Raw genomic sequence first — 23,125 nt, forward strand, 5'->3', positions numbered from 1 at the left:
AATAGGGTGCAAAATTTCTTTTACGTGGATAAAAATTTGCACCAGCACTTTTGGCTTTTCCCTCTTATTTGATTAATTTTTTATATATGTTAATATATAAAATATTCATTTAAGAATAAGTTCTTTCTATCTCTTTTTCTTTTGCAGGTCAAGGGTTTTTGAAAGCAGGGCCTTGTCATCCTCGCTTAACGATGAAGCAAGTTCCGAGCTTAGCATTTTCACGTCGAATTCGTTTAGCCTTGCATAGAGCTTCTGTCCCTCCTTTACCTGCCTTCCGAATGTAGGCTCGTCCATGGAAACGGCAACGCTTTCTCCCTTCTTTGCAGATTCCAATGGTGTTCCGTCGTTCTGCACGCCTTTCAGCTTGCCGACGAATTCGCCCTCCTCGTTTACCATCTGTATCCCAGGTTTTATCGCACCATAAATTACCTCAACCCCGAATATTGCCGGATGCGAAACCCTGAAACAGCTATTCGGAAGCACTTCTACCTCTGCCGGCATTGTTATGCGCTTCAGTATTTCTGCAGCGCGATTGCGCCTTATGGAATCGACGTACTCCTTGTAGTCGTCCACGAGCTTGTAGATTATGTTGCCCCCTATGTGCTTGACGTTGCTGGCAGACAGGGCGGCTTCCGCATCGGCTTCGACAGGGACTCCGAAGCTCAGCACTACTGAGTATACAGGATCCACTGCGTTCATGGCGAAGGCGTCCATAACGTCCCTCTTGGTTACTTCGCCTATGCCTTTCTTGCTTATTTTTGCACCCTGGGAGGCCAAGAGCTTTGATAGTGCCTCAAGGCTGCCTATGGAATCCGCTTTAAGCACTATTCCAACACCATCAGTCTTGAATACGTCGGTGAGCTCTGAGCCTATCTCCTTCTCGAAATTCGAGTCATTGACTTCTATTATTGGAGTACCTGGCATAGCGTCCTCAAGCCCTATCGCGCTTATCTTTATTCCGGAGGCCGCACTGACAGAATCGACGTTATAGAATTTGCTTGCGGATTCAACGAGCTCGTGCAGAGGCTTTGGCTTCAGCAATGCCTTTATTTTTGTGGTAGCTATCGAGCCGTCAAGCTTTGCGAAAGCGACCATGTCGTTTACGTGCAGCGACCCGTCATAAAGTATGACGTCGACTGTTGTGCCCATCCCCTTGAGCTCCTTCTTCTCTATGACGCTTCCGCGCCCAGGGCCTGATGATTCTATGTTTAGCTTCATTTCCAGGAACTTCTGCGAAAGGCCCACGGCGAGCATCAGCAGTTCGGCAAGGCCTTCGCCGCTCTTGGCGCTTATTGGCACTATCGCGAGCTCCTTCTGGAAGCTCTCGACCTTGTTGTACAGCTCTCCGCTGAAGCCGTATGAGCTTAGCGAGCCTATGAGCTCGTATATTTTCACCTCAAGCAGGTCCAGGACGTTGCGGTCCTGCTTTTTCATGGCTGCAGCTATGCTGCTAAGGCCTGTGGGCCTCCAGCCGGTTATAAGGTCGACCTTGTTCGCTGCCACTATGAAAGGAGTCTTGTATTCCTTTAATATGTTTATAGCTTCTACCGTTTGCGGCTGGAACCCCTGCGTTATGTCAACGACAAGTATCGCGAGATCCGCAACGCTGCTGCCGCGCCTTCTGAGGTTCGTAAAAGCTTCGTGGCCCGGGGTGTCTATGAAAAGAAGCCCGGGTATTTTGATTTCTGAAGCACCGAAGGACACGCCGTTGCATATCTTGTTTATTACGTCCAACGGGACTTCGCTTGCGCCTATGTGCTGCGTTATGCCTCCGGCTTCCCTAGCAGTTATTGAGCTGTTGCGAATCTTGTCCAGTAGGGTTGTCTTTCCGTGGTCGACGTGACCCATCACACATATTATAGGCTGCCTTATCGTGAAAATGCACCTCTTCCAAATCAAGTTGCCTCTTTATAATAAAAATTTCTGCAATAGAAAACAAACTCAGCTGCAGTTACGTATTGTTGTAATAATTATTTAGCGTTTGGCATTTGCAGCTATCTTTCATCCCCGTTTCCGTGTATTGTGCCGTCCCTCATGCGTTTTTCTAGCTTGGCTATGTTTGAGGTTGCGACTTCGTCAAGGCTTATTCCGGCCTCCTTTGCAACCATAGCAACATACCACATTATATCGCCCAGTTCCAGCTTGATGCCCTCCTTATCCGGTTCTGCGTTGTCCCTTGCTATCTTTTTGACCTTGTTAAGCAGCTCGCCGACCTCTCCAGAGAGGCCTATGCATGCATAAAATATCCCGCCATTCAATACCTTAGGATATACTGCGCTCGTGGCACTTTTTTCCTGGTATCCATTCATCTCCATGATTACACCGCGTATAAATGGAAGAAAAATATAAAAGCAGTTTCGTGCGCACAACTAGGCAACCAATATAGATTTTTCTTTCGTTAATTGATTGTTTCGGGTGTGTCTTTGGCAAGGAAAAAATCTTCAGGGAACATCTCCAGAAAAAGGGAAAGCCCTAGAAAATCGGCTTACGGCTTTTATATCATGTCTGCCATTGCGGTAGTATTGCTTCTTGCTTTTATATTTGAGCTTTCATACTCGTCAAGCCTGAACCTGATGATAAGAACGTCTTCAATTGCAAACCCGCCCATACGCTTCTTCGTTGGGACTCAGCCAGTAAACATTAGCGGAATCGTAAAAGTTCCTTCGAACCAGACATTCTGCCCTGAGAACAGCACCATAATCAACGAGAGCAATGAATTATTTTCATACGGCTATTATGCGGAATTGAACAGCAATGGAGAGTTCACGTACTCGTTCGCACAGAACTCCAGCAACGCATACGCATTCGCCACGGTAGAAAAGCCGTTTTCGCTTGTTTCGTATTCCAGTGTTACGGTAAACTCGAGCGTATGCGCAGGATACCCGAATGCGAAACATTTGCTTGTATTGAAAATAGCTGCTCCGCACAAGTACATAGGGCCGATTTATATAAACCTGTACCGCTAGCTAAACGCATCAGTTTATTATATTTTATTAGCCAATCCCTGATAATTTAGGTGTGATTATGCCAAAAGAAAGGACCTTAGTTCTGATAAAGCCTGACGGCGTGATGAAAAGGATAATCGGAGAGATATTTTCCAGATTCGAAAAGAAGGGGCTCAGAATCGCCGCAGTGAAAATGCTGAGCGTGAGCATTGAGACCGCTGAAAGGCACTATTCAGTGCACAAGGGCAAGCCTTTCTATGGAGATCTTATAGATTACATAACCTCTGGACCGGTGATTGCAATGGTTCTTGAGGGAAACGGAGCCATAGCAGTAGTCAGGAAGATGATTGGCTCGACAGACGGCTCGAAGGCAGAGCCTGGAACGATAAGGGGAGATTTTGCAATGAGCGTCAATTTCAATACCGTTCATGCAAGCGATTCTGTTGAATCCGCCAACTACGAGATACCAATATTCTTTACAGAAAAGGAGATACTGGATTACGAAATGCCTGACAAGGATTTCGTATGAAAGCTTATTCCGATATGCCGTAGCCGGTCAGCTTCCATCTTTGCGAAACGTTCCTCATTATGGCTATCTTGGAGCCTTTCTCAGCGCATACGGGATGTTTTAAATCCAACTTTATGGTATCGCGCTTTGCGCTTTTGACATATCCTACTACCGTAAGGGTGCCTATGCTCAATATCATGGGCTCGTTCTCGGACACGCCATGCTCCTGCAGGTCCGATCTCTTCAATGAATGGTATTTGAGCGTGATAGTTGTGAGCACCTCGGGCAGCTTGCCGGGCTTGCCCAGCAGGTTTCCGACCAGACCGTCGGCCTTTGTGAAGTAGGGGTCTATTTCTGTCGAAAGCCCTATAAGCCCTCCAGGGTATGCTTCCTCCAGCTGGATTTCGCCATTGCTTATGCCTGAAACCTTGGTCTTGACGGGCTTGTAGGTTTCCTTCTTTGACTTGCCGATTATCCTTATGCCAGGCCTTATTTCGACTTCGTCTCCGAGCTTTATCTTGCCGCGTATTATCGTGCCGCCTACGACTCCGCCCTTAAGGCTGCCTGGCTTTGCGCCTGGCCTGTTGACGTCAAAGGATCTCGCTATGTACATTATCGGATCGGCATTGGAGTCATGCTCCGGCTTTGGCAGCTCCGTTATTTTCTCCAGAAGCACGTCTATGTTTATGCCTTTGCTGGCGACAACCGGTATTATGGGCGCATCTTCTATTACGCTGCCCTTCAGGAATTCCTTTATCTGGTTGTAGTGCTTCGCTGCGGCTTCCTTGCCCACTATGTCGACTTTGCTCTGTATGACTATTGCGTGCTTTATGCCGAGAAGGTTTATTACCATTAAGTGCTCCTTTGTCTGCTGCATGGGGCACGGTTCATTGGCAGCTATCACGAAAAGTATTGCGTTTATTATGTTCGCCCCAGCTATGGCAGTGGCCATGAGTGTTTCGTGGCCCGGAGCGTCCAGTATCGATATCCTCATCAGCGGCTCGGGGTTGCCTTCGCAGCCCTGGCATTTGTCTCCCACAGTATAAGCTTCAGGGCCGGTGCAGCCATTGCACTTCTTGATTATGGTATCGGCATAGCCCAGCTTTATTGTCATGTTCCTCTTTATGCTCTCGCTGTGCCTGTCGGTCCACATCCCAGTCAGGGCACCTACTATTGTGGTCTTGCCGTGGTCGACGTGACCCAAAGTACCTATGTTCAGAACGCTCTGCTTTATCCCATTATCCAAAAAACCACTTTAAGTTAAGATGAGAAGCTCATTGTTTCTGCTCCTGCTCTTTGGCCTCGCCCTTTTCTTTCTTGGGGAAGACCTCTTCTATCGGCTTGTCGCCGTATTTTACTATTACAGCGTTGAGCTGCTCGATGTTCTCGCTTATCGTGCTCCCGGCTACGGTCTTGCGCCTGTATTCTCCCTTGTCCTTGCCGGCATCGGCTATCTTTTTCATGACGCTTCTCTTCGCTGTTCCCTGTATGCTGTTGTCCATCGGGAAGCCGCTCTTGTCCGAGCCTCCGGTTATCTTTAGCGTGTAGCCGCTGAGGCCGACGACTGCGCCGTCGATCTCGTCGCCTATGCGCTTGTTTATAACCATTGCAACCATGTCCGAGCTCAGCTCTGACTGCGCCGTACGTCCGCTTTTCGGGTCTGAATAAACGATTTTCATATCTCTCACTTTTACATAGACTATAGTATTATAGCATTGCGCTTCGGGACAATCGGGCATGCTGGCCCGTGAGCCGTCGCGCATTACTATTGGCGTTTAATCTTTTATTACTATCTGTACATGTTCTCGGGCTCATCCTTGAAGCGCTTTATGCGCTCTGACAGCTCTTTAGGTATTGCAGGCCTTATTTCCTCGAGCGCCTTTTCGAAGTCCTCCTTGATTACCTCGTTCCTGTTGGCCCTTATCGCGTTCATGCCGGCTTCCCTTGTGAGGTTTTCTATTTCTGCACCAGTATAGCCCTCAGTTGCCTTGGCAAGCTGCTCGATGCTCACGTCCTTGGCTATCGGCATCCTCTTCATGTGGACTTTGAATATTTCCAGCCTTGCCGCCTCGTTTGGCATAGGTATTTCTATGATTTTGTCGAACCTTCCCGGCCTCAGGAGCGCAGGGTCTATTATGTCGGGCCTGTTTGTTGCCGCTATCACTATTACGTTCTTAAGCCCTCCCAGGCCGTCCATTTCCGTCAGCAAAGTATCGACTACCCTTTCCGTTACCATCGAATCGCTTGAATCGCCGCTGCGCGTGTAGGCTATGGAGTCTATCTCGTCTATGAATATTATGCACGGCGCAGCCATCTTGGCCTTCCTGAAGAGCTCCCTTACTGCCTTCTCGCTCTCTCCGACATACTTGCTGAGCAGCTCCGGACCTTTTATGGATATGAAGTTCGATTCTCGCTCCGTAGCCACGGCCTTGGCAAGCATGGTCTTTCCGACACCAGGTGCGCCTACCAGCAGCACGCCCTTTACGGGCCTTATGCCCATCTTGGTAAACGCTTCAGGCTTCTTGATTGGGAGTTCTACTGCTTCCTTGAGCTGAGCCTTTACCTCTTCAAGGTCTCCAACGTCGTTCCAGTGCACGTTTGGCCTCTCAACGAAAACCTCCCTCAGCGCGCTCGGCTGTATGCCGTTGAATGCCTCCATGAAGTCCTCCTTTGTGACCTCAAGGCTAACCAGCAGCTCATTTGGCACCGACCTCTTGTCCAATATCTTCGGAAGTATCCTCCTAAGCGTAGCCATTGCAGCTTCCCTGGCAAGAGATGTTATGTCTGCTCCTGTGAAACCGTGAGTCATGTCTGCAAGATCGTCAACGCTGACGTCCTTTGCCACTGGCATGTTCCTGGTGTGTATCTGAAGTATCTCCTTCCTTGAATTCCTGTCAGGCACGCCGATTTCTATCTCCCTGTCAAACCTTCCCGGCCTTCTTAGCGCAGGGTCTATGGCGTTCTGCCTGTTTGTTGCCCCTATGACTATGACCTGGCCCCTTGAGCTCATGCCGTCCATTAGGGTTAGCAGCTGCGATACCATGCGCCTCTCGACCTCGTTTGTGGCCTCTTCCCTCTTGGGCGCTATGGCGTCTATCTCGTCCATGAATATTATAGTTGGGGCCTTTTCCTTTGCCTCGTCGAATATGCTCCTTAGCCTCTCTTCGCTCTCTCCTACGAACTTGCTCACCAGCTCAGGGCCTGATATGTCTATGAAGTTGGCATCGCTCTCGTTTGCCACTGCCTTTGCAAGAAGCGTCTTTCCGGTTCCAGGTGGCCCGTACAAAAGAACGCCCTTTGGAGGTTCTATCCCGAGCCTCTCGAAGAGCTCAGGATACCTTATCGGCAGCTCTACCATCTCCCTTATCTTCTGGATTTCGTTCTTCAAGCCTCCTATGTCTTCGTAGTGCACATCGCCTATGCGGACCATTGATTCCGACACCGGCTCGTTCTTTACCGTTACCTCAGTGCTTTGCGTTACCTTGACGACACCGTGCGGAGTTACCTGCGCCACAACGAAGTTGAACACGTAGCCGAACATCGGCACCGGAACAACGTCGCCCTTAACTAGAGGCTTGTTCTCGAGCTTGTTCTTCGCGTATTCTGAAAAATCAGGCGATATTGGAGTCCTCTGGTTCTGCGGCGGGGCAAGGATAACTCTCTCTGCATCGTTGACTTCTGCCTTTGTTACGAATATCTTGTCGCCTATGCCAACGCCAAGGTTCTGCCTTATGTAACCGTCAATACGTATGAAGTCCAGACCCTCGTCCTGCTGGTGGGCCTGCCAGACTATAGCTGCGGTTGACCTGCGCTTGCCCTTTATTTCTATTATGTCACCGGATATGACGTTGAGCATCTTTCTAGCTTTGGAGTCTATGCGCGCAATGCCCCTTCCGTCATCAGTTACGAGTGCTCCGGCGACCGTCAATTCTATACCATTAACCAAAAAACCACCTTGTTTTGAACGTCAAGCATTAAACAAACTATATTTTTAAGCCAAAAGTATAAAAGGCATTTACAAAAGAGCATCTTTTGCATGCTCTTTTGCATGAAATACGGTGCTTTGAAGTATTCTTATGTTGAAAAAAGACCATCAAAATATGAGATAAATATAATTAGGGGTATAAACAAAAAATAAAAACCATTAATTCGGAAGACCGTTAAACGCTGTTGCCGATTTAGTAATCGTCGCCTTCTTCGTCTTCGTCGTCGTCCATGTCGTCGTCGTCTTCGTCGTCTTCGTCGTCTTCGTCTACGTCTTCATCCTTTGCCATTCGATCACCGAAAAGCTAGCATTATAAGGTATGCACAAAGATATAAAAGCTTTTGCGAATTGTACTGCCGATGGCCTGCCATACGCTGACAAACGGCAGAAACGGCGAGGTGGAGATTATAAAGATTTATATATTTATCTCTAGTTAAATTAATCTGGTTCGGCAATTAATGGCCGGATTCGCATAAAGCTTAGTATGCTCATTCAAGCCGAACTGAAAGGACAAGCCCTGCTTGTATATAATATTAAGATAGAATTAATTGGTGAAATAAATGTCAGACAAACCCCACATGAACCTGATCTTCATCGGGCACGTAGACCACGGCAAGTCAACAACCGTAGGAAGGTTGCTTTACGAGACGCACGTCATAACGGACAGGGATATACAGAGATACAAGGAGTTAACGCAGCAGATGAACAGGCCGACGTTCGAATTCGCATTCGTCATGGACCAGCTCAAGGAGGAGCGTGAAAGAGGTATAACCATAGACATAATGCACAGGGATTTCCAGACGCCTAAATACTACTTCACGATAATAGACGCCCCTGGTCACAGGGACTTCGTAAAGAACATGATTACAGGAGCAAGCCAGGCAGACGCAGCAGTTCTCGTAGTGAGCGCAGTGGATGGAGTCCAGGCTCAGACAAGGGAGCACGCGATACTGGCGAACGTTCTTGGAATAGCACAGATGATAGTTGGAGTCAACAAGATGGACGCAGCCAACTATGACCAGAAGAAGTTTGAAGAGGCAAAGGCAAACGTACAGCAGCTGCTAAAGTCTCTAGGCTACAGGAACGTGGACGCGATAAACTTCGTTCCTTATTCCGCACTTGCAGGAGACAACGTAGCCGCAAAGTCGGACAAGATGCCGTGGTACAACGGGCCTACCCTTTTGGGATCCTTGGACCTGCTGACAGTTCCGGCAAAGCCCACGGACAAGCCATTGAGGCTTCCGATACAGGACGTTTACAGCATTTCAGGATTCGGAACCGTTCCGGTAGGAAGGGTAGAAACTGGAGTGATGAAGCCTGGAGACCAGGTAATCATAATGCCGAGCGGCGCAAAGGCCGAAGTTAAGAGCATAGAAATGCACCACCAGCAGCTGCAAAAGGCAGAGCCAGGAGACAACGTAGGATTCAACATCAAGGGCGTTGACAGGAAAGATGTCAAGCGCGGAGACGTTGTGGGGCCGACAAGCAACCCGCCAATGGTAGTGAGCGAGTTTAAGGCGCAGATAATAATACTGCACCACCAGAACGTAATAGCCAAGGGCTACACGCCTGTATTCCACATACACACGGCGCAGATTGCATGCACCATAACGGACATCTTGGAAAAGAAGGATCCGAAGACCGGCCAGGTATTGGAGCAGAACCCAGAAACAATAAAGACTGGTGACATCGCCATAGTCAAGATAAAGCCGACGAAGCCAATATGCGCTGAGAAGTACAGCGATTTCCCGCAGCTAGGAAGGTTCGCAATAAGGGACATGGGAGAAACCGTAGGCGCAGGAGTCATATTGGATGTGACACCGGCACAGGGCAAATGATTAGTGGTGCCGAATGAGTGGAGTCGCAGTAATAAAACTTGCAAGCATCTCAAAGAGCGATGCCGACGGAGTCATGAAGCAGATAAAGGACATTGCCCAGTCAATAGGGGTCAAAGTCAAAGGCCCGATACCTCTCCCGACCAAAAGGATAAAGCATGCGGTCAGGAAGGCGCCCGGAGCCGACGGAAGCCACACCTATGAAAAGTGGGAGCTGCGAATCCACAAAAGGCTGATACAGATATACGCCAACGACCAGGCCTTGAGGCAGGTCATGCGCATACCAGTGCCTGACACAGTCCAGATAGAAATAAGCCTCACCTGACGGGGCTTCTCCTTTTTATTTTTTATTATTCTTGTTGAGTTTTTAGCATAATAGCGTTAGCTTGCTTGGCTCAATTTCGTTCTTCTTTAGATTTATTGATGCGACTCATTCTTTCGTAAGAAGGCGTATGTAGCTGTCGTACCTGTCCCTGCGGATCAGCCCTTCTTCAACCGCTTTTTTCACTGCACATCCTGGCTCATGCGAATGCGTGCAGTCCCTGAATTTGCAGTTTTGGGAAAACTCGGCAAATTCAGGATAATAAAGCCGAAGAGAATCTTTGTCTATTCCCCACATGCCGAGCGAGCGTATCCCGGGAGTGTCGATGAGCATTGTGGATTCTCCAAGAAGGTGCAATGAGGTAGTCGAAGTGGTATGAGTGCCTTTTCCTGATTTCCTGCCCACTTCGTCAGTCAGCAGCACTTCGTCGCCCAAAAGGCTGTTTATAAGTGACGATTTTCCAACCCCACTGCTGCCTATCATGACGCATATTTTCCCTTTTATATAAGGAAGAAGCCTGTCAACGCCGTCCTTTGTTGCGTTTGAAACCTTAACCACTGGAAGATCGGCGCTTTCATACATGGATAAGTCAGGAGCCTTGGCCAAATCTGTTTTGGTAATGCAAAGCAATGGGCTTACATTTCCATACTGGCTTATTACGAGATACCTGTCCACCAGATTCGGATTGAACGGCGGCTGCACGGTCGAAGCTACTATCACCGCAATGTCTATATTTGCAGCAATAATGTGCTCTTCTGCACGAAGCACGGACTTTTTCGATGTGTCCATGCGCAGCCTCGCAAGCTTTGAACGCCTGACGGTTATGCCTTTTATTATTGGGTTCTTGCCTTCAAGCGCAAAGATAACATTGTCCCCTATTGCTAGCTGGTCCAGAAGGTCCAGCTGGTAATCCGTTTCCGCTTTTCCCAATATGAAATGTTTATCGTGCAGGAGAGTGAATTTCGGAGGATTAAGCTCGGCAAGTATGCCTATGCTGCCCAGTTTCTGGGCCTCGTTATTTTCGTAGACTTCTAGGTCGGCCCGGCTGCCAGTGCTTCCAATGCGGCTGTATTCTGAGTCGTCGCCGGTGCTGTTGGCCTGCCTGAGAGATTTGATGCGCATTGCCCTGCGCGTCTTCCAATGCTCGGCATGACTGCCCTTGTTCTTCATGATATAAGTTTGGCACGTATAGATTTAAAGTAGCCACAGTGTTGTTTGTAGGTATAAATATTAATATGATATTTGAGCTATGGAAATCTGTTGATATATGTATTGCTTAGTTCAAGTACTGCATATTTAATAAATTTGCCAGTATTCATTTATTTGAAGCAAATGTTTTGGTGCAATAATGCAAAATGACATTGATGCAAAAATTCTCCAGTGGAAAAGAGACCTTATTGAACATATAGTATATCTTGTGTGCTCAAAACAAAAAATCCCAACACCATATATAAACTTTGATGGATGTAGAGACGAAAGACCTAACCAGCTTGCACATTATCATCCCGATCAGCACATGATATGCGTATCTGAAAGGCAACTCCGCGTACAAAGTCTAGAAGGATTAAAAAGGACTGCAGTACACGAAGTAACACATGCATTAGGTTTTTATCAGCATGACGCCAATTTCGAGAATATGAATAGGGAGATAAACATAGAATTGGCTATGTACAATCCAAGCAGTGTGATAAGCGGATTGGATAGAACTAAAACAGCAAATAAACCAACGCATACACGCAAAATAAGGACTGGGATCAGTGTATGCTCTGCTAATGGGTGCAACAAAAAGGCAATAAATATCTGCAGATATTGCATGAAGCGCTATTGCCAAATACATTCTGAGGCGCTGATGGTTTCTACTCTGGAGCAAATAAATATGCTTAATCAATACGATGGAAAAAAACGCATAAAACTCGAAAAAGACTGGAATAAAGAGGGTGGCCATCCATGCATGCAATACACTGCAGAATGGAATAACTGGTATGACGAAAGTAAAAAGATGACGTATGACGCTTTTGGCGCATTTCTGGGAGACGATAAGAGGATAACAGGCATAGCAAAAGAGCCTCCTTCTTTGTTTGTATACCCTATAGAGAATAGCACAAAAAATAAACTAAAAGAAAGCTATTCTCCTCTTACACAAAAGGATTTGGAAGATTCGAGAGATAAGCTTGGAATTGATATTGATTATACACAACCAGTAAAACCGGTTAAGAATGATGAGAGCAACAATGATGCAAAAGATAAGGAAATTGAAAAACCGGACAATAAAAAGAAAAAGAGCTTAGTAAATAAATTAAGAAAAGTTTTTGGAGTTAGAGATACATAGGTCAGGCACTATTTTATATGTAAGTTGTTTTATATTTGGTTTTGGGATCTTTTATCTGTGAAATTACATGAAACTTATCTACGCAAAATTATGGCTTAAGAAATACATTAAGTATAACCATGATAATTTAGACGAAAACGATCTAAATAAAGCAATAATTAACCTTTCTCACAGGGTATTCAGATCACATGGGTTAAAGGACCACAACACTAGGCAAAAAATAAGGCAGATCTTAGTAAATTATAGTAAAATTGAATTAGCCAAATATAACGTTTCTTTCGAAAAACCCCTCAAAGCACACTATATAAACCATGGCAAATATCCAAGAGTACGTGCACGTTGGGCAATGAGAGTTGTCAAGCGTATTTTACTATTTTTAGCAAAAATTGCTTATATTATAATAGTGGTAATTATTATTTTGTACATTATTTTTTATGTTCTCCAATAGTTTCATTTTTAACATTTACCCAATTCTAAAGTCACAAGACCGCAAGAGGTTAGGCATAAATAAGTCAACTCTGTAGTATATGCAGAAGCACATAAGAGAAGGCAAGAGAATCAAGGTTTATGGCAAAGTTATGGTAAAATTAAATAGTGTTGTTTATGGGTTTATTTGATTTCCTTTTATGGCATCCTAAGGAAGAACGCTTATATAAAAGCTGGAATCATAGAAAATGGACTTGGGCAGGTCAGAAAATAGAACAAACAATATCAATAAACGAGGCAGTTGTTCGTATTTACTGTGATCCTAATGATATTTCAGATGTGTATAAATGTACATTTAAAATATCTAAAGGAATATGCAGAATTAGAATAAGAAATTTTATTGATCAATTTAATAAGTTGCATAAAGAATATTGGTTAACTACTCCAGTAAATAATATCAAATTTAAGAAAGAAACAATTAGAAAAGCAATGCAGGGGCAAACATATGGTGGTAAGTATACTTATCCGGTAACTACTTACTTGTATACATTGAGAATTTTAGATAAAAATAAACTGAAAAATGAGAATATACAATCCCAAATTATTAGGAGACGAGGTACAGCAATAGTAGATACCCCAAAAGGGATACTTATTGCATCTCATCATAAAACTTGGCTTCTGCCAGGTGGAGGTGCAAATAGAGGAGAAAGTAGGGAAAAGGCAGCTATACGGGAACTAAGAGAGGAAACAGGATTACGAGCAACAAATTGTAAATATCTATTTGAATACAATGAACCAGATGATGGCAGAAGGATTAGGAATCTGCATAAAGTATTTTTGATTGAAGCAGAAGGTAAACCCAGGCCAAATCATCATGATGTTCACCACTTAGCATTCTGGAAACCAGATTCAGATATCATTTTGAGTCCAACCACAAGAACAATTGTTGATAGATATCTAAATGAGTTTAAAATGCACTGAGCATATAAATGAGCTACAATTTAGCCATTATATACTGCATAGTGGTGTTGAATAGAATACCCAATCGGTGAGGCACAGTTACTTTGTAACAACTGATTGTTCATGTAATTTATTATACTTTTAGCATCTGGTGAATTAAGCACAATACTTTGCCTTGGTGTTTGTGATAGGTTAACTATATTATTTACCCAACATGTAGTGTTACGGGCAGTTGCATTAACGTAATAAAATCCACTCACATTATATTGCGCAGAGAAGCAAGTTTGTCCAAAATAACAATTTGTATAGTCTGTAATAGTTATCTGATCTGTCCAGTTTGCAGTCTGAAAGACAACCTTCGAGTTATATGTTATCGATGGATAATACAAGAAGATGTAGGCAAGAATTAGTGGTACAACTATAAATGCAATCACATAGCCAATCATTTGTTTTTTCCTAGATGCAGAGATTATTTCGCCACTGCTCATTATTATGCCCCCAGCCAAAGCGACCAAAGGACCTATAAAAATATTAGACAACGTAGCAGCAGATGCATATAGCCACATTACTGAACCAATACTAACTACAATACCTCGCCTTATAATTAACCCAATTGGGATTGCAAATAGAGTTAATAAGATTGCCAATTGAGGTAGTGAAGTAACGGTTAGTCCTTGGCCTGCTAATACACCAAATGCACCAAAACCAAATATCGAAAATATTACATCATAATAAAATGTTGCTAGACTTGTTGGTGAACCAGCAAAAATCATCCACTCTACAAATAAAGAGATAAATACGATTATTGCACCAAAGAAAATTATTCCTTGGGCACCCCTTATATGCATGTTAGAACCTTCTAAAATTCATAATTGCTATGTTTTATACTTATGATGTGACTCGGGATAATTTTTCATTTTTCTGCCTACTTTTGTTTTTCGCTGTATATAGTACTTGATTTTGCTTTATTTATCTTTGTAATATAATAATTTCAGCAGGAAACTTTTTACATTTTTTGAATTGCTAAAACTATTTTAGAATTATGCTTTAAAGAAACATGAAATTTTCCGATGGCAGATTTTTGCTTCGACGCCAAAAATAGTGGTGCAAAATCTCTTCACTAGATATAACTCCTAAACAGAATAGGGAGTAAGCTAATCGCCTGTAAAATGGACGTTGTGGAATGTATATCACTTGCTATATTTCGGTATACAATTCTGTGTGCTTATTGTGCTGATTATTATATACTTATCAAGCTTAAATTTAACATGCCAGAACTCTGAATAAATTTGGATACACAGATATTAGCAATAAGATGCTTAGATTAACGCAATGAGACCGCAAAAAGTTAGGCATAAATAAGTCAACTCTGTAGTATATGCAGAAGCACATAAGAGAAGGCAAGAGAATCAAGGTTTATGGCAAAGTTAGGGTAAAATTAAATAGTGTTGTTTATGGGTTTATTTGATAGATTTAAAGAAGCAAATAACTTTATTAGCAAGCTTTCAAATGACTTGTTTAAATGCAACATTTGTGGCATGCTCAGCAAGAATCAACAGTCTATGCAAAATCACGTTGCTGGATTCCACAGCGAATACGTATTCTATAAACGTAAATATGGAAAAATTCCAGATATAGCAACAACCACTTGGATTAATATTTATTATAGAATATTGTATATGCCGCCTTTAAATTGGTCTGATAAACAGATAGAACTGGCTGCGAGCACGAATAAAGGCTTTATTATGAATGTTACAAGAAGCATTCGACGGGTAGTTATTGATGGAAAAACAATTGGATATGTTAATCCTGTTTTAGGTGTAAATCCTCTTTTTAACTCACCCCCTCTTTATGGCCGACGTGCGTATATTCTTTTAGATCCGATTAACGGTAATACTTTTCCAGTTTCTAGAGAAGTTTTTGAAAGTATCAGTAAAGGAACGGCTTTAGAATATCCCTTCCGTAGAGTTCACACAGTTAAGAGTACACCATTAAATGGGAATCAGAAACTAGTTGAGTTTTTAATTAGATTTAGAGAAGGAGGCTGGAACGGCCTGAGACTAGAGGATAAGAAAATACGTACTAAAGAGATACTTCCAACAGAAAGAATAACCTACGGTTATTCACCTTTAGATTTTATTCCAGATGCAAATATGTTTATTGAGCTAGATAAAGCCTTGACGAAGGCGTTTAATATCGTGGATTTCAAATTTACTACAGTGACAGTCTTCTTTGATGAAACCGGCGAACCTTGCGTTCAAGCTAGGATTGGTGGAACGCTATACGTAGAACACCGCATAGTTGATAGAATTAAATTAGCAAAAGAAGCACCAGAAATAGAAAAAGCATGTTTTGGAGATAAAGGATTAACGGATTTTATCGAATTTGAGAAAAATTATGTAGAGAAGAATAAAGGAAAAGACACAGAGACGATTAAAGAATGGTTAAATGCAGTGAACAAACTTATGAAGATAAAAACCTAAATCTCTCACTTTTGTAATGTTCAGTGATAACATAGGTAGGTTGCTTATGCAGGAGAGAATGGCGGTAAAAAAGGTAGTAGCAGAGTTTATTAAGAATATGATAACAAAAGACGCCATACACATCGGACTATCGAAAATGCAGATGTTCAGGTTGAAGAAAAAGATAAAAGAAGGAAAAAAGATAGTGTTAAAAAGGAAAACGGTAAAGAAGTTAACGAGGGCGTAGACGTGAAAACACCAGAATTGGTAGTAAGGCCACTTAATTTTACTCTGAGCAAAAAGGTAACTTTCCCTATAGCAAATGAAGACCTTACACCTATAGCTAAGCACTTAAGAAAATTAAGAGGTATGAGATACTACCTCGGAATCTGTGGAGGCGGAACTCAAAATCTGTATCTTTTTCAGATACTAGATAAGTCGAATAAATTTAAATGGAGACGACTTATAGACAACGATAAGGAACAACTGCTAAACTTTATGGATATAAAAGATGCTCTTCTGTATTCAAATGGCGACCTTCATTATCTATCAAATCTCGCTAAACGCCAACATGCAGTTGAAGGGATTTATTCCAGATACTTCTATTTCCTTTTTAAAAACAAGTCTCGTGGCTTTGAAGAAACAAATCTGAAAAGACCGAGACTAAAGGATATGGAGATAGAATTGGTCTATAGTGAATTTTTGAACTATATTACGAATGAAAAACTGCCAAGAGGAAAATATTTTATTTATCTTTCCAACATATTTGGTTATACAAAAATGTCTCGAAGACTATGGTGGATAAGGAGATTGACTATATTAAAAGAAATACCACATGGTAATTTTAAAACACTTAAATTGAGGGCAGAATTGAGGTACACACTCAAAGAGCTTCAAAGTACAGTAGCCAAAAATAAGAACATACTTGATGGTTCAGTAATGTTAGTGTGGATAGGAGGTGTAAAACTGAGAACAAAATCTAAAAGTATCGTATTGTTTAAGAAAACAAATGGAAAGATAGAGATACTTACTGAAGTATCAATAACCGACAACGATAACCACATTTGGTCGAGAATATGAGATTCTTTGGTAACAGTATGTTTCCAACACTAAAATCAGGTAAACCAGTAAAAATTATCCCAATCAGACATTGTACTTATAAAGATGTTAAAGTCGGTGATATAGTTTCTTATTGGTCTAGCGGTTTTAATAGAGATGGAAAACCTCGCTTTTGGCATAAAGCAAACGTAGTCCATCGAATAATTGGTAAAACTCCAACATGCGCCTTAATCAAGGGAGATAACAGAGAATATGTAGAAAAAGTGTTCTACAATAAGATAAACGGCAAAATTCTACTTTAGTTTTGTAACAATGATATTATGTCTTACATTACCGCCCCTTCTGTTGCGTGATAGTTACGTAACAACCGCAAACAATACTTGCCAATATGAATGTGGTGCTGATTACTTTTGTAATGTTGATAGTTCTTGCTACAACAATAAATGTGTTTCGTGTAATTCTGGCTATGTATTAGGCAGTGATGGACTATGCCATCAAGAATGTGGCAGTTCAACAACTCACTGTACTGGTTCAAATTCATACTGCTATAATAATCAGTTTGTGTCGTGTCCTACGGGTTCTATTTAAGGACTAATAGTCAATGCTATTACAGTTAGACTGCAATCCCTCTCTTTCTCCGTGCTAAAGCTATGTTGGAAGAAGGCAACATTTGGGGCTTCTATATATAACCCCCATAAACAGAATGGGGAGTAGGAGATTTGAACTCCTATAGCGAGCGCCCAAGGCTCGCAGTCTGCCAGGTTAGCGTAACTCCCCTTTTGCAGTATTTATTAGTCGAATGCTTTTTTATTACTTTGTTTACCAGAGATTCACGTTGTCGTGCTTGGTTGCTATCGTTCTTTTTTTGCTTAGCTCCTTGAATTCCTTTTGGAACGACTCGTGGGTTATTGCAGGAATCAATCCCCTGAATTTTTCTGGAGAATGCGGGTCTATAAGTACTAGCCTCTTCGACTCTTCCGGCCTTGCCTTGCCCTTGTACATCTGCGCCCAGGCTATGAAGAACCTTTGCTCCTGCGTGAAACCGTCAATCAGCTTTTCTTTGTATCCGCTTTTCTTTAACGCCATCTTAAGCGCGTCGAAAGCTATGTTTATGCCGCCCAAATCTGCTATGTTCTCTCCCAATGTGAGCTTGCCGTTTACCTTTAGGCCAGGCATCACCTCCAATGAGCCGTAAAGCCTTGCGACCTTCTCTGCCTTTGATTTAAACTTGTTTTCATCAGTCTTCCGCCACCATCCCTTCAGGTTGCCCTTCTTGTCATAGCGGCTGCCCTGGTCGTCGAACCCGTGCGTCATCTCATGACCTATGACTCCGCCTATGCATGCATAGTTAACTGCATCGTCCTTGTTTGCGTCGAAGAACGGAGGCTGGAATATCCCGGCAGGAAATACGATCTCGTTTAGCGAGGGATTGTAGTACGCGTTGACTGTGGGAGGAGTCATTCCCCATTCGTTCCTGTCGACTGGCTTCCCTATTCTTGATATGTCCCTGTCGAATTCGAACGCATAGGCCATCTGGAAGTTCCTTACCAAGTCGTCCCTTTTTAATAGGAGCTTTGAATAATCCCTGAATTTCTTCGGATATCCTATCTTCTGGTTTATCGAAGCGAGCTTGTCCAATGCCTTCTTCTTTGTCTGCTCAGACATCCAGTCTATCTTTTTTATCCTTTCCGCGAAAGAGCTTCTCACGTTGGCAACAAGCTCATCTGCTTTCCTTTTTGTCTTTGCATCGAAGTTCTGTTTTACATAGAGCGCGCCGAGGGCCTCGCCTATCATGTAGTCGATGAGAGATACTCCGCGCTTCCAGCGCGGCCTTGGTGATTTCTGGCCGGATATTTTCCTGCCGAAGAAGCCGAAGTACTCATTGTAAACCGCCTTGTGCAAAAGCCCCGAATATGTGTGCAGCACTAACCACGTAAGATACGCCTTTGCCTTATTCAGCTCCAGTTCTGGAATCATCTTTTCCAATTTATCGAAGAATTCAGGCTGGCCTATTATTGCGTAGCTTATACTCTTTGCGCCTAGAGCCTTGTAGTATTCCTCTAGGCCCAATTTCTTGTACCTTGAGCTTATCTGCTTTATCGTCATTTTGTTGTAATTCTTCCTGTCGTCCCTGAGCTCTACGTTGGTGCGCTGGACCTTTGCCAATTCCGTCTCTATGTCCATTACGGCTTTTGCGTCAGCCATCGCATACGAAGGCTTCGAGCCATAGAGGGTGAAAACGCTCTTTATGTGTTTGACATATTCTTTTCGAAGCTCTGCGAACTTTGGGTTAAGGTAGTAATCCCTGTCAGGAAGCGAGGTTCCTCCCTGCCACGTATAAAGCGCGTATATTTCACTGTTTTTTATGTCGGATGTTACGTAAGAGCTGAAGAAAGCGTTTACGCCGATGCGGGCCAGCTCTCCAAGCAGAGAAGGAATCTTTTCTATGCTTTCCATGTCCCTTATTTTTTTCATTATCGGCATTACGGGCTTGAATTTCAGCCTTTCTGCGAGATTCTCGTTCATGTACGAAGAGTAGAAATCGCCAACAAGGCGTTCTGTATGGCTATCGGGCTTGCCATTGGCGCATTTCTCTGCTATGTCCTTAAGTATGAGCATGTTGGCTTCGTAGAGTTCGTCGAAAGAACCTATTCTTGTCTTTTCTTTTGGTATGTCATGCGTTTTTAGCCAACTGCCGCTTGAGTAAGAATAGAAGTCGCCGAACGGGTCGACAGACCTGTCCATGTTTTTAACAGAAAACCCTATTTTATCCAATACTGATTTTTTATTGGCTGCCATTTGATTACCGAATTGTTGCTCGTTTTAAGTCCTTCCACATCTTTCTTTTTTCTGTTCTTCGCTCCTATTTAGCTTTTTTAAGCTTGATGTCTCATCAGCCATCTCTCTCATTGCAATTGCGTAGGCAATCCCTTTTGTTTCTTTTTCAGGTGTTTCGAGTTTTTCCTCCCTGCACTTAAAAATCGGCATACTCGTTTTTGCCTCTTAACTAATTTAGCGGTTTCGCAAAAATGCGCGCATTTTTATGCCTTATTGCAGTGTTTTCTCCACGCACGTGCATAGTTAAATATTTTTACCCGAAAATAGTCAATGCTAATGCTGATGATTATCATGCCGAATCTTGATTTGCCTTGGACGGAAAAATACAGGCCCAAAAGCCTTGAGGAAGTCATAGGCCAGAAGCCGATAGTTGAAAGGCTTAAGTCCTTCATAAAGGGCAGCAACTTCCCAAACATGATATTTGCCGGAAGCGCGGGAATAGGGAAGACCACATGCGCCATTGCACTTGCCCGGGACCTTTACGGGACGGATCTTGAAGGTGCCTTCAAAGAGCTGAACGCAAGCGATGCGAGGGGAATAGACGTAATAAGAGGAGAAGTAAAGAACTTCGCAAGGACCGTATCCATTGCCAGCGTGCCTGTAAAAATTATATTTTTGGATGAAGCTGACTCGCTTACCGCCGATGCGCAGCACGCGCTCAGGCGCACGATGGAGAAGTATTCATCCGAGACAAGGTTCATACTCAGCGCCAACTACGCCAGCAAGATAATAGAGCCCATACAGAGCAGGTGCGTAGTTTTCAGGTTCAAGCAGCTCACTTCGGCAGACATGCGCAAATATGTAGAAAGGATAGCAGGGGAAGAAGGGCTTGAGATGGATGACAAAGCGATTGAGGCGCTTATTTATGTTGGAGACGGAGACATGAGGAAGCTTACCAACGTCCTGCAGAGCGCTGCGATGTTCTCAAAGAAGATAACTGAATCGGAAGTCTACAACGTAGCTTCAAGGGCAAGGCCTACGGAAATAATATCTATGCTCAAATACAGCGTCGAAGGCAACTTCGAGAAGGCAAGGGAGGAGCTTGACACGCTGATGCTGAAGCACGGGCTTGGCGCAGAAGACATACTGACCCAGTGCTACAGGGAAATACAGTCAATGAATATAGATGAAAGGGCCAAGCTCAAGACGATAAGTTACATAGGCGAATGCAACTTCAGGGTAGTTGAAGGAGCGAATGAACGCATACAATTAGAAGCGTTCCTTGCAAACCTGTCTCTAATAGCCAAGGGCCAGTAGGCATTTTGGAAATTCAGGAAGCCGGTGCAGATGCTGACTGCTGCTCTGCATTCTGCTTTTCGAAAATCAGCTCTAATGTTCCGGCATAGTCAAATTCAGGGGCCTTTATGTAAAAGCTCGCTACGAAGCTGCTCTTGTTGTCTATAGTGAAGGGCAGCTTGGGCTCAGATCCGACGAATTCGAAGGGCTTGTTAACTGAAACACCCTTCACAGTGTCATTGTAAGTCAGTATCCTGTACATCTGCATAGATATCTCGAAATTGGATCCCTTCTCGATGCTCTTTACTTCTCCGTGCTCGTTTACCTTGACTCTTTTTTCGCCGTTCACTGCGATTATGTCTGGCAGCTCAACGTGCACCATTTCTACAGGCTTTGGTACCATTTTGAGCACCAGCGGGCCGCTGTAGTTGTACTCAGGAGCACTTACCTTGATGTTGAATTCTATAGATTCTCCGGATTTTATCGAGGCCGGAAGCTGCGGCTCTACGCTCACTAGCTTGAACGGGCTCCTTACCTCTATCCCCTGCACGATTTCCGTAGTATCGGACTTCTTTAGGAATGAGAGGCTTTCGTAGTTCTTGTTTGTGAATGGAATCTTGAGATCGAATTCGCGCTCGGATATCTTCCTCCCGGGAAGCCCGTGCATTGAGTTCTTCCAGTATATGCTTATTCCGGTTATGTCGCCGCTGTAGTTCGATTTCTTCTTTAGGAAATTGAGGCTTATCTTCATTCGAACACTCCAAGCAGGCTATGCGGCGTTTAAAGTTAAATAGTGTTTTGACAAGTTCTTTTACGGGATTACAGCATTTTCGGCTTATTGTGTCCTGACGCGCGTGAGTATTATCCTGTTCTTGGACCTTTTGCGCGCGATTGGCCTTTTGCGCATTCCGTGCAGATAAACGACTTTTGAGACCGAAGCGGAACGCTTGGGCTGCACAAGTGCAAGGTCGCTGCATTTTATAACGTTTTTACGCCCGGCGTAATTGGCGTAGAAAGAGGCTTCGCCAACCAGTTCGTTGACCGTCTGTTCGAGCTCCTGTTCAAGAGTTATTACCGCTTTCTCGTTTATCTTCTCGGCGCCTGCTTCTTTGAGGAACTGCTCTATGTCATATAAGCTGAAACTCCTTTGTTTTACCAATCCAACACCCTCAAAATAAGCCAAGACAAGTTGGCAAATAGTTATTAAAACTAAGGTTTTTAAATGGAAGCAAATTCGTGCTAATAGCGGCAGTATAGGTATTTCGTCATGCGAGCAGCGAGCCTATTACGCCATAAGCTATCGCTATTGTGATGTTGTCGTCAAGCTTGTTGCCAAGACTTTCGAAAAGGGCGAGGAGCAGGGCTATAGGTATGCCTATGTATCCTACGAGCAGAAGGCCGAATACCGATCCGAGGATGAAGTAGGAGAGCGTACCTGCATAGCTCTTTTTCCTGTTGTATGGGAGCTTTGCACTCCTGCCGAACCTGAGCCCGAATATGGTTGCGATGGGATCGCAGAAGAGCAGTACCGCTATCCCGAAGAGCGCAACCTTGAAGTCAGGGTACAGCGACAGAAGTATCGTAAAGCCTATTGCCAGGAATATCGCACCTCTGCCATAGAATACGCCGCTCTTTTCGAGGTTGCGCAGAACGGACAGGTGCTTTGACTTGGAATTTGCGGAAAACGCTATGCCGAATATGCCAAGAAGCACCAAATAGAAAGAGAGGTAGAATCCCGAAATACTCATCAATCCCAGAACTGCGACAAGCACTATACCCATAAGTATCTGCAAGTAATCCCTGCGCAGTTCTATGGCAACGTCCTGCTTCTGCGCTTTTGGCTTCTTTGATTCTATTCCGGAAGAAGCTACTCCATAGAGGGCGCCAATGCCAAACGCCATTGTGGCATAAGTAGTAGCTATGCCATAATGCACGCATATAAGGAATAGCACAGCTATGATGCCTAGAGCAATATAGAAGATCGCAAACCTCTTTACAGCATAGGCATACATTAAGCAGAACGATAGCAGCAGCATCGCTATCAGCGATGCAGAGAGGTACGACATTCCGTACTTTATAAGCGAAAGTGCAATGAACGCCAGTATCCCGATTATTGAAATGTGCCTGCGCGTGTAGTATTCAGTAAGGAAAACGGCAGCCAGAATGATTATTGATATAAGATAATAGTACAATCAAGCACCGCGTGCGTCTCCCGCACAT

The 23,125-nt window shown here is 43.8% G+C and carries 22 protein-coding genes and 1 tRNA gene; 10 read left to right on the plus strand and 13 right to left on the minus strand.

All coding sequences use genetic code 11. From position 1 onward, the window contains the following. Positions 1-126: 126 nt before the first annotated feature. The gene (gene infB / locus Micr_RS03790; RefSeq protein WP_226803547.1) at positions 127-1,899 is read right to left on the minus strand and encodes a translation initiation factor IF-2; all 1,773 of its coding nucleotides are present in this window, start codon (positions 1,897-1,899) and stop codon (positions 127-129) included. Positions 1,900-1,994: 95 nt separating this feature from the next. After that, positions 1,995-2,315: a nucleoside triphosphate pyrophosphohydrolase family protein gene (locus Micr_RS03795; protein WP_203134350.1), complete on the minus strand. Its 321-nt coding sequence runs from the start codon at positions 2,313-2,315 to the stop codon at positions 1,995-1,997. A gap of 108 nt (positions 2,316-2,423) precedes the next feature. Here Micr_RS03795 and Micr_RS03800 point away from each other — a divergent pair, with 108 nt between their 5' ends. Both Micr_RS03800 and ndk read left to right on the plus strand, forming a co-directional pair. Further along, positions 2,424-2,966 carry a hypothetical protein gene (locus Micr_RS03800; RefSeq protein ID WP_203134351.1) on the plus strand — a complete coding sequence of 181 codons (543 nt, stop codon included), beginning with the start codon at positions 2,424-2,426 and terminating at the stop codon, positions 2,964-2,966. 58 nt (positions 2,967-3,024) lie between these two features. Further along, a complete protein-coding gene (gene ndk / locus Micr_RS03805) occupies positions 3,025-3,474 on the plus strand; it encodes a nucleoside-diphosphate kinase (protein WP_203134352.1) in 450 nt (149 codons plus the stop codon). Between the two features lie 4 nt (positions 3,475-3,478). Here ndk and Micr_RS03810 read toward each other — a convergent pair whose 3' ends face one another. The 3 genes from Micr_RS03810 to Micr_RS03820 form a co-directional block, all read right to left on the minus strand. Continuing rightward, a complete protein-coding gene (locus Micr_RS03810; protein WP_226803548.1) occupies positions 3,479-4,699 on the minus strand; it encodes a translation initiation factor IF-2 subunit gamma in 1,221 nt (406 codons plus the stop codon). 28 nt (positions 4,700-4,727) lie between these two features. Further along, complete coding sequence (locus Micr_RS03815) at positions 4,728-5,132, minus strand: 30S ribosomal protein S6e (RefSeq protein ID WP_255520591.1); 405 nt, start codon at positions 5,130-5,132, stop codon at positions 4,728-4,730. A gap of 110 nt (positions 5,133-5,242) precedes the next feature. After that, positions 5,243-7,399: a CDC48 family AAA ATPase gene (locus Micr_RS03820; protein WP_203134354.1), complete on the minus strand. Its 2,157-nt coding sequence runs from the start codon at positions 7,397-7,399 to the stop codon at positions 5,243-5,245. A gap of 599 nt (positions 7,400-7,998) precedes the next feature. On the opposite strand from Micr_RS03820, the gene tuf reads away from it, so the two are divergent. Next, the gene (gene tuf / locus Micr_RS03825; protein ID WP_203134355.1) at positions 7,999-9,276 is read left to right on the plus strand and encodes a translation elongation factor EF-1 subunit alpha; all 1,278 of its coding nucleotides are present in this window, start codon (positions 7,999-8,001) and stop codon (positions 9,274-9,276) included. 13 nt (positions 9,277-9,289) lie between these two features. Then, positions 9,290-9,598 (plus strand): 30S ribosomal protein S10, encoded by a 309-nt coding sequence (rpsJ, locus tag Micr_RS03830; RefSeq protein ID WP_203134356.1) that lies wholly within the window; start codon positions 9,290-9,292, stop codon positions 9,596-9,598. Positions 9,599-9,703: 105 nt separating this feature from the next. On the opposite strand, the gene rsgA is transcribed toward rpsJ, so the two are convergent. Beyond that, positions 9,704-10,765, minus strand: coding sequence for a ribosome small subunit-dependent GTPase A (gene rsgA, locus Micr_RS03835; RefSeq protein ID WP_203134357.1), 1,062 nt, complete (start codon positions 10,763-10,765; stop codon positions 9,704-9,706). Between the two features lie 178 nt (positions 10,766-10,943). Here rsgA and Micr_RS03840 point away from each other — a divergent pair, with 178 nt between their 5' ends. Both Micr_RS03840 and Micr_RS03845 read left to right on the plus strand, forming a co-directional pair. Continuing rightward, positions 10,944-11,924, plus strand: coding sequence for an AN1-type zinc finger domain-containing protein (locus Micr_RS03840; RefSeq protein ID WP_203134358.1), 981 nt, complete (start codon positions 10,944-10,946; stop codon positions 11,922-11,924). Between the two features lie 603 nt (positions 11,925-12,527). Next, a complete protein-coding gene (locus Micr_RS03845) occupies positions 12,528-13,331 on the plus strand; it encodes an NUDIX hydrolase (RefSeq protein WP_203134359.1) in 804 nt (267 codons plus the stop codon). A 20-nt stretch (positions 13,332-13,351) separates the two neighbouring features. Here Micr_RS03845 and Micr_RS03850 read toward each other — a convergent pair whose 3' ends face one another. Then, positions 13,352-14,158 carry a hypothetical protein gene (locus tag Micr_RS03850; protein ID WP_203134360.1) on the minus strand — a complete coding sequence of 269 codons (807 nt, stop codon included), beginning with the start codon at positions 14,156-14,158 and terminating at the stop codon, positions 13,352-13,354. A 606-nt stretch (positions 14,159-14,764) separates the two neighbouring features. Between Micr_RS03850 and Micr_RS03855 the strand changes: the two genes are divergently transcribed. From Micr_RS03855 to Micr_RS03865, 3 genes are read left to right on the plus strand one after another with little or no spacing between them, the layout of a single operon-like run. Next, on the plus strand, positions 14,765-15,793 hold the full coding sequence (locus Micr_RS03855) for a hypothetical protein (protein WP_203134361.1): 1,029 nt from the start codon (positions 14,765-14,767) through the stop codon (positions 15,791-15,793). Positions 15,794-15,839: 46 nt separating this feature from the next. Next, positions 15,840-16,019, plus strand: a complete 180-nt coding sequence (locus Micr_RS03860; RefSeq protein ID WP_203134362.1) for a hypothetical protein — start codon at positions 15,840-15,842, stop codon at positions 16,017-16,019. A gap of 2 nt (positions 16,020-16,021) precedes the next feature. Beyond that, complete coding sequence (locus Micr_RS03865) at positions 16,022-16,852, plus strand: hypothetical protein (protein ID WP_203134363.1); 831 nt, start codon at positions 16,022-16,024, stop codon at positions 16,850-16,852. Positions 16,853-17,535: 683 nt separating this feature from the next. Here the strand turns inward: Micr_RS03865 and Micr_RS03870 are convergent. From Micr_RS03870 to Micr_RS03880, 3 genes are all read right to left on the minus strand, one after another. Beyond that, positions 17,536-17,608: transfer RNA gene (locus tag Micr_RS03870), tRNA-Pro, on the minus strand. Positions 17,609-17,650: 42 nt separating this feature from the next. After that, positions 17,651-19,630, minus strand: coding sequence for a M13 family metallopeptidase (locus Micr_RS03875; RefSeq protein ID WP_203134364.1), 1,980 nt, complete (start codon positions 19,628-19,630; stop codon positions 17,651-17,653). A 24-nt stretch (positions 19,631-19,654) separates the two neighbouring features. Beyond that, a complete protein-coding gene (locus tag Micr_RS03880) occupies positions 19,655-19,819 on the minus strand; it encodes a hypothetical protein (protein WP_203134365.1) in 165 nt (54 codons plus the stop codon). Positions 19,820-19,960: 141 nt separating this feature from the next. Between Micr_RS03880 and Micr_RS03885 the strand changes: the two genes are divergently transcribed. Next, positions 19,961-20,926 carry a replication factor C small subunit gene (locus Micr_RS03885; protein ID WP_203134366.1) on the plus strand — a complete coding sequence of 322 codons (966 nt, stop codon included), beginning with the start codon at positions 19,961-19,963 and terminating at the stop codon, positions 20,924-20,926. 13 nt (positions 20,927-20,939) lie between these two features. On the opposite strand, the gene Micr_RS03890 is transcribed toward Micr_RS03885, so the two are convergent. The 3 genes from Micr_RS03890 to Micr_RS03900 form a co-directional block, all read right to left on the minus strand. After that, positions 20,940-21,656, minus strand: coding sequence for a hypothetical protein (locus Micr_RS03890; protein WP_203134367.1), 717 nt, complete (start codon positions 21,654-21,656; stop codon positions 20,940-20,942). An 84-nt stretch (positions 21,657-21,740) separates the two neighbouring features. Continuing rightward, on the minus strand, positions 21,741-22,064 hold the full coding sequence (locus Micr_RS03895; protein WP_203134368.1) for a hypothetical protein: 324 nt from the start codon (positions 22,062-22,064) through the stop codon (positions 21,741-21,743). 106 nt (positions 22,065-22,170) lie between these two features. Then, the gene (locus Micr_RS03900; RefSeq protein WP_203134369.1) at positions 22,171-23,097 is read right to left on the minus strand and encodes a hypothetical protein; all 927 of its coding nucleotides are present in this window, start codon (positions 23,095-23,097) and stop codon (positions 22,171-22,173) included. Positions 23,098-23,125 lie beyond the last annotated feature (28 nt).

Origin of the sequence: Candidatus Micrarchaeum sp., assembly GCF_016806735.1 — an archaeon.
Taxonomy (GTDB): Archaea; Micrarchaeota; Micrarchaeia; order Micrarchaeales; family Micrarchaeaceae; genus Micrarchaeum_A; species Micrarchaeum_A acidiphilum_A.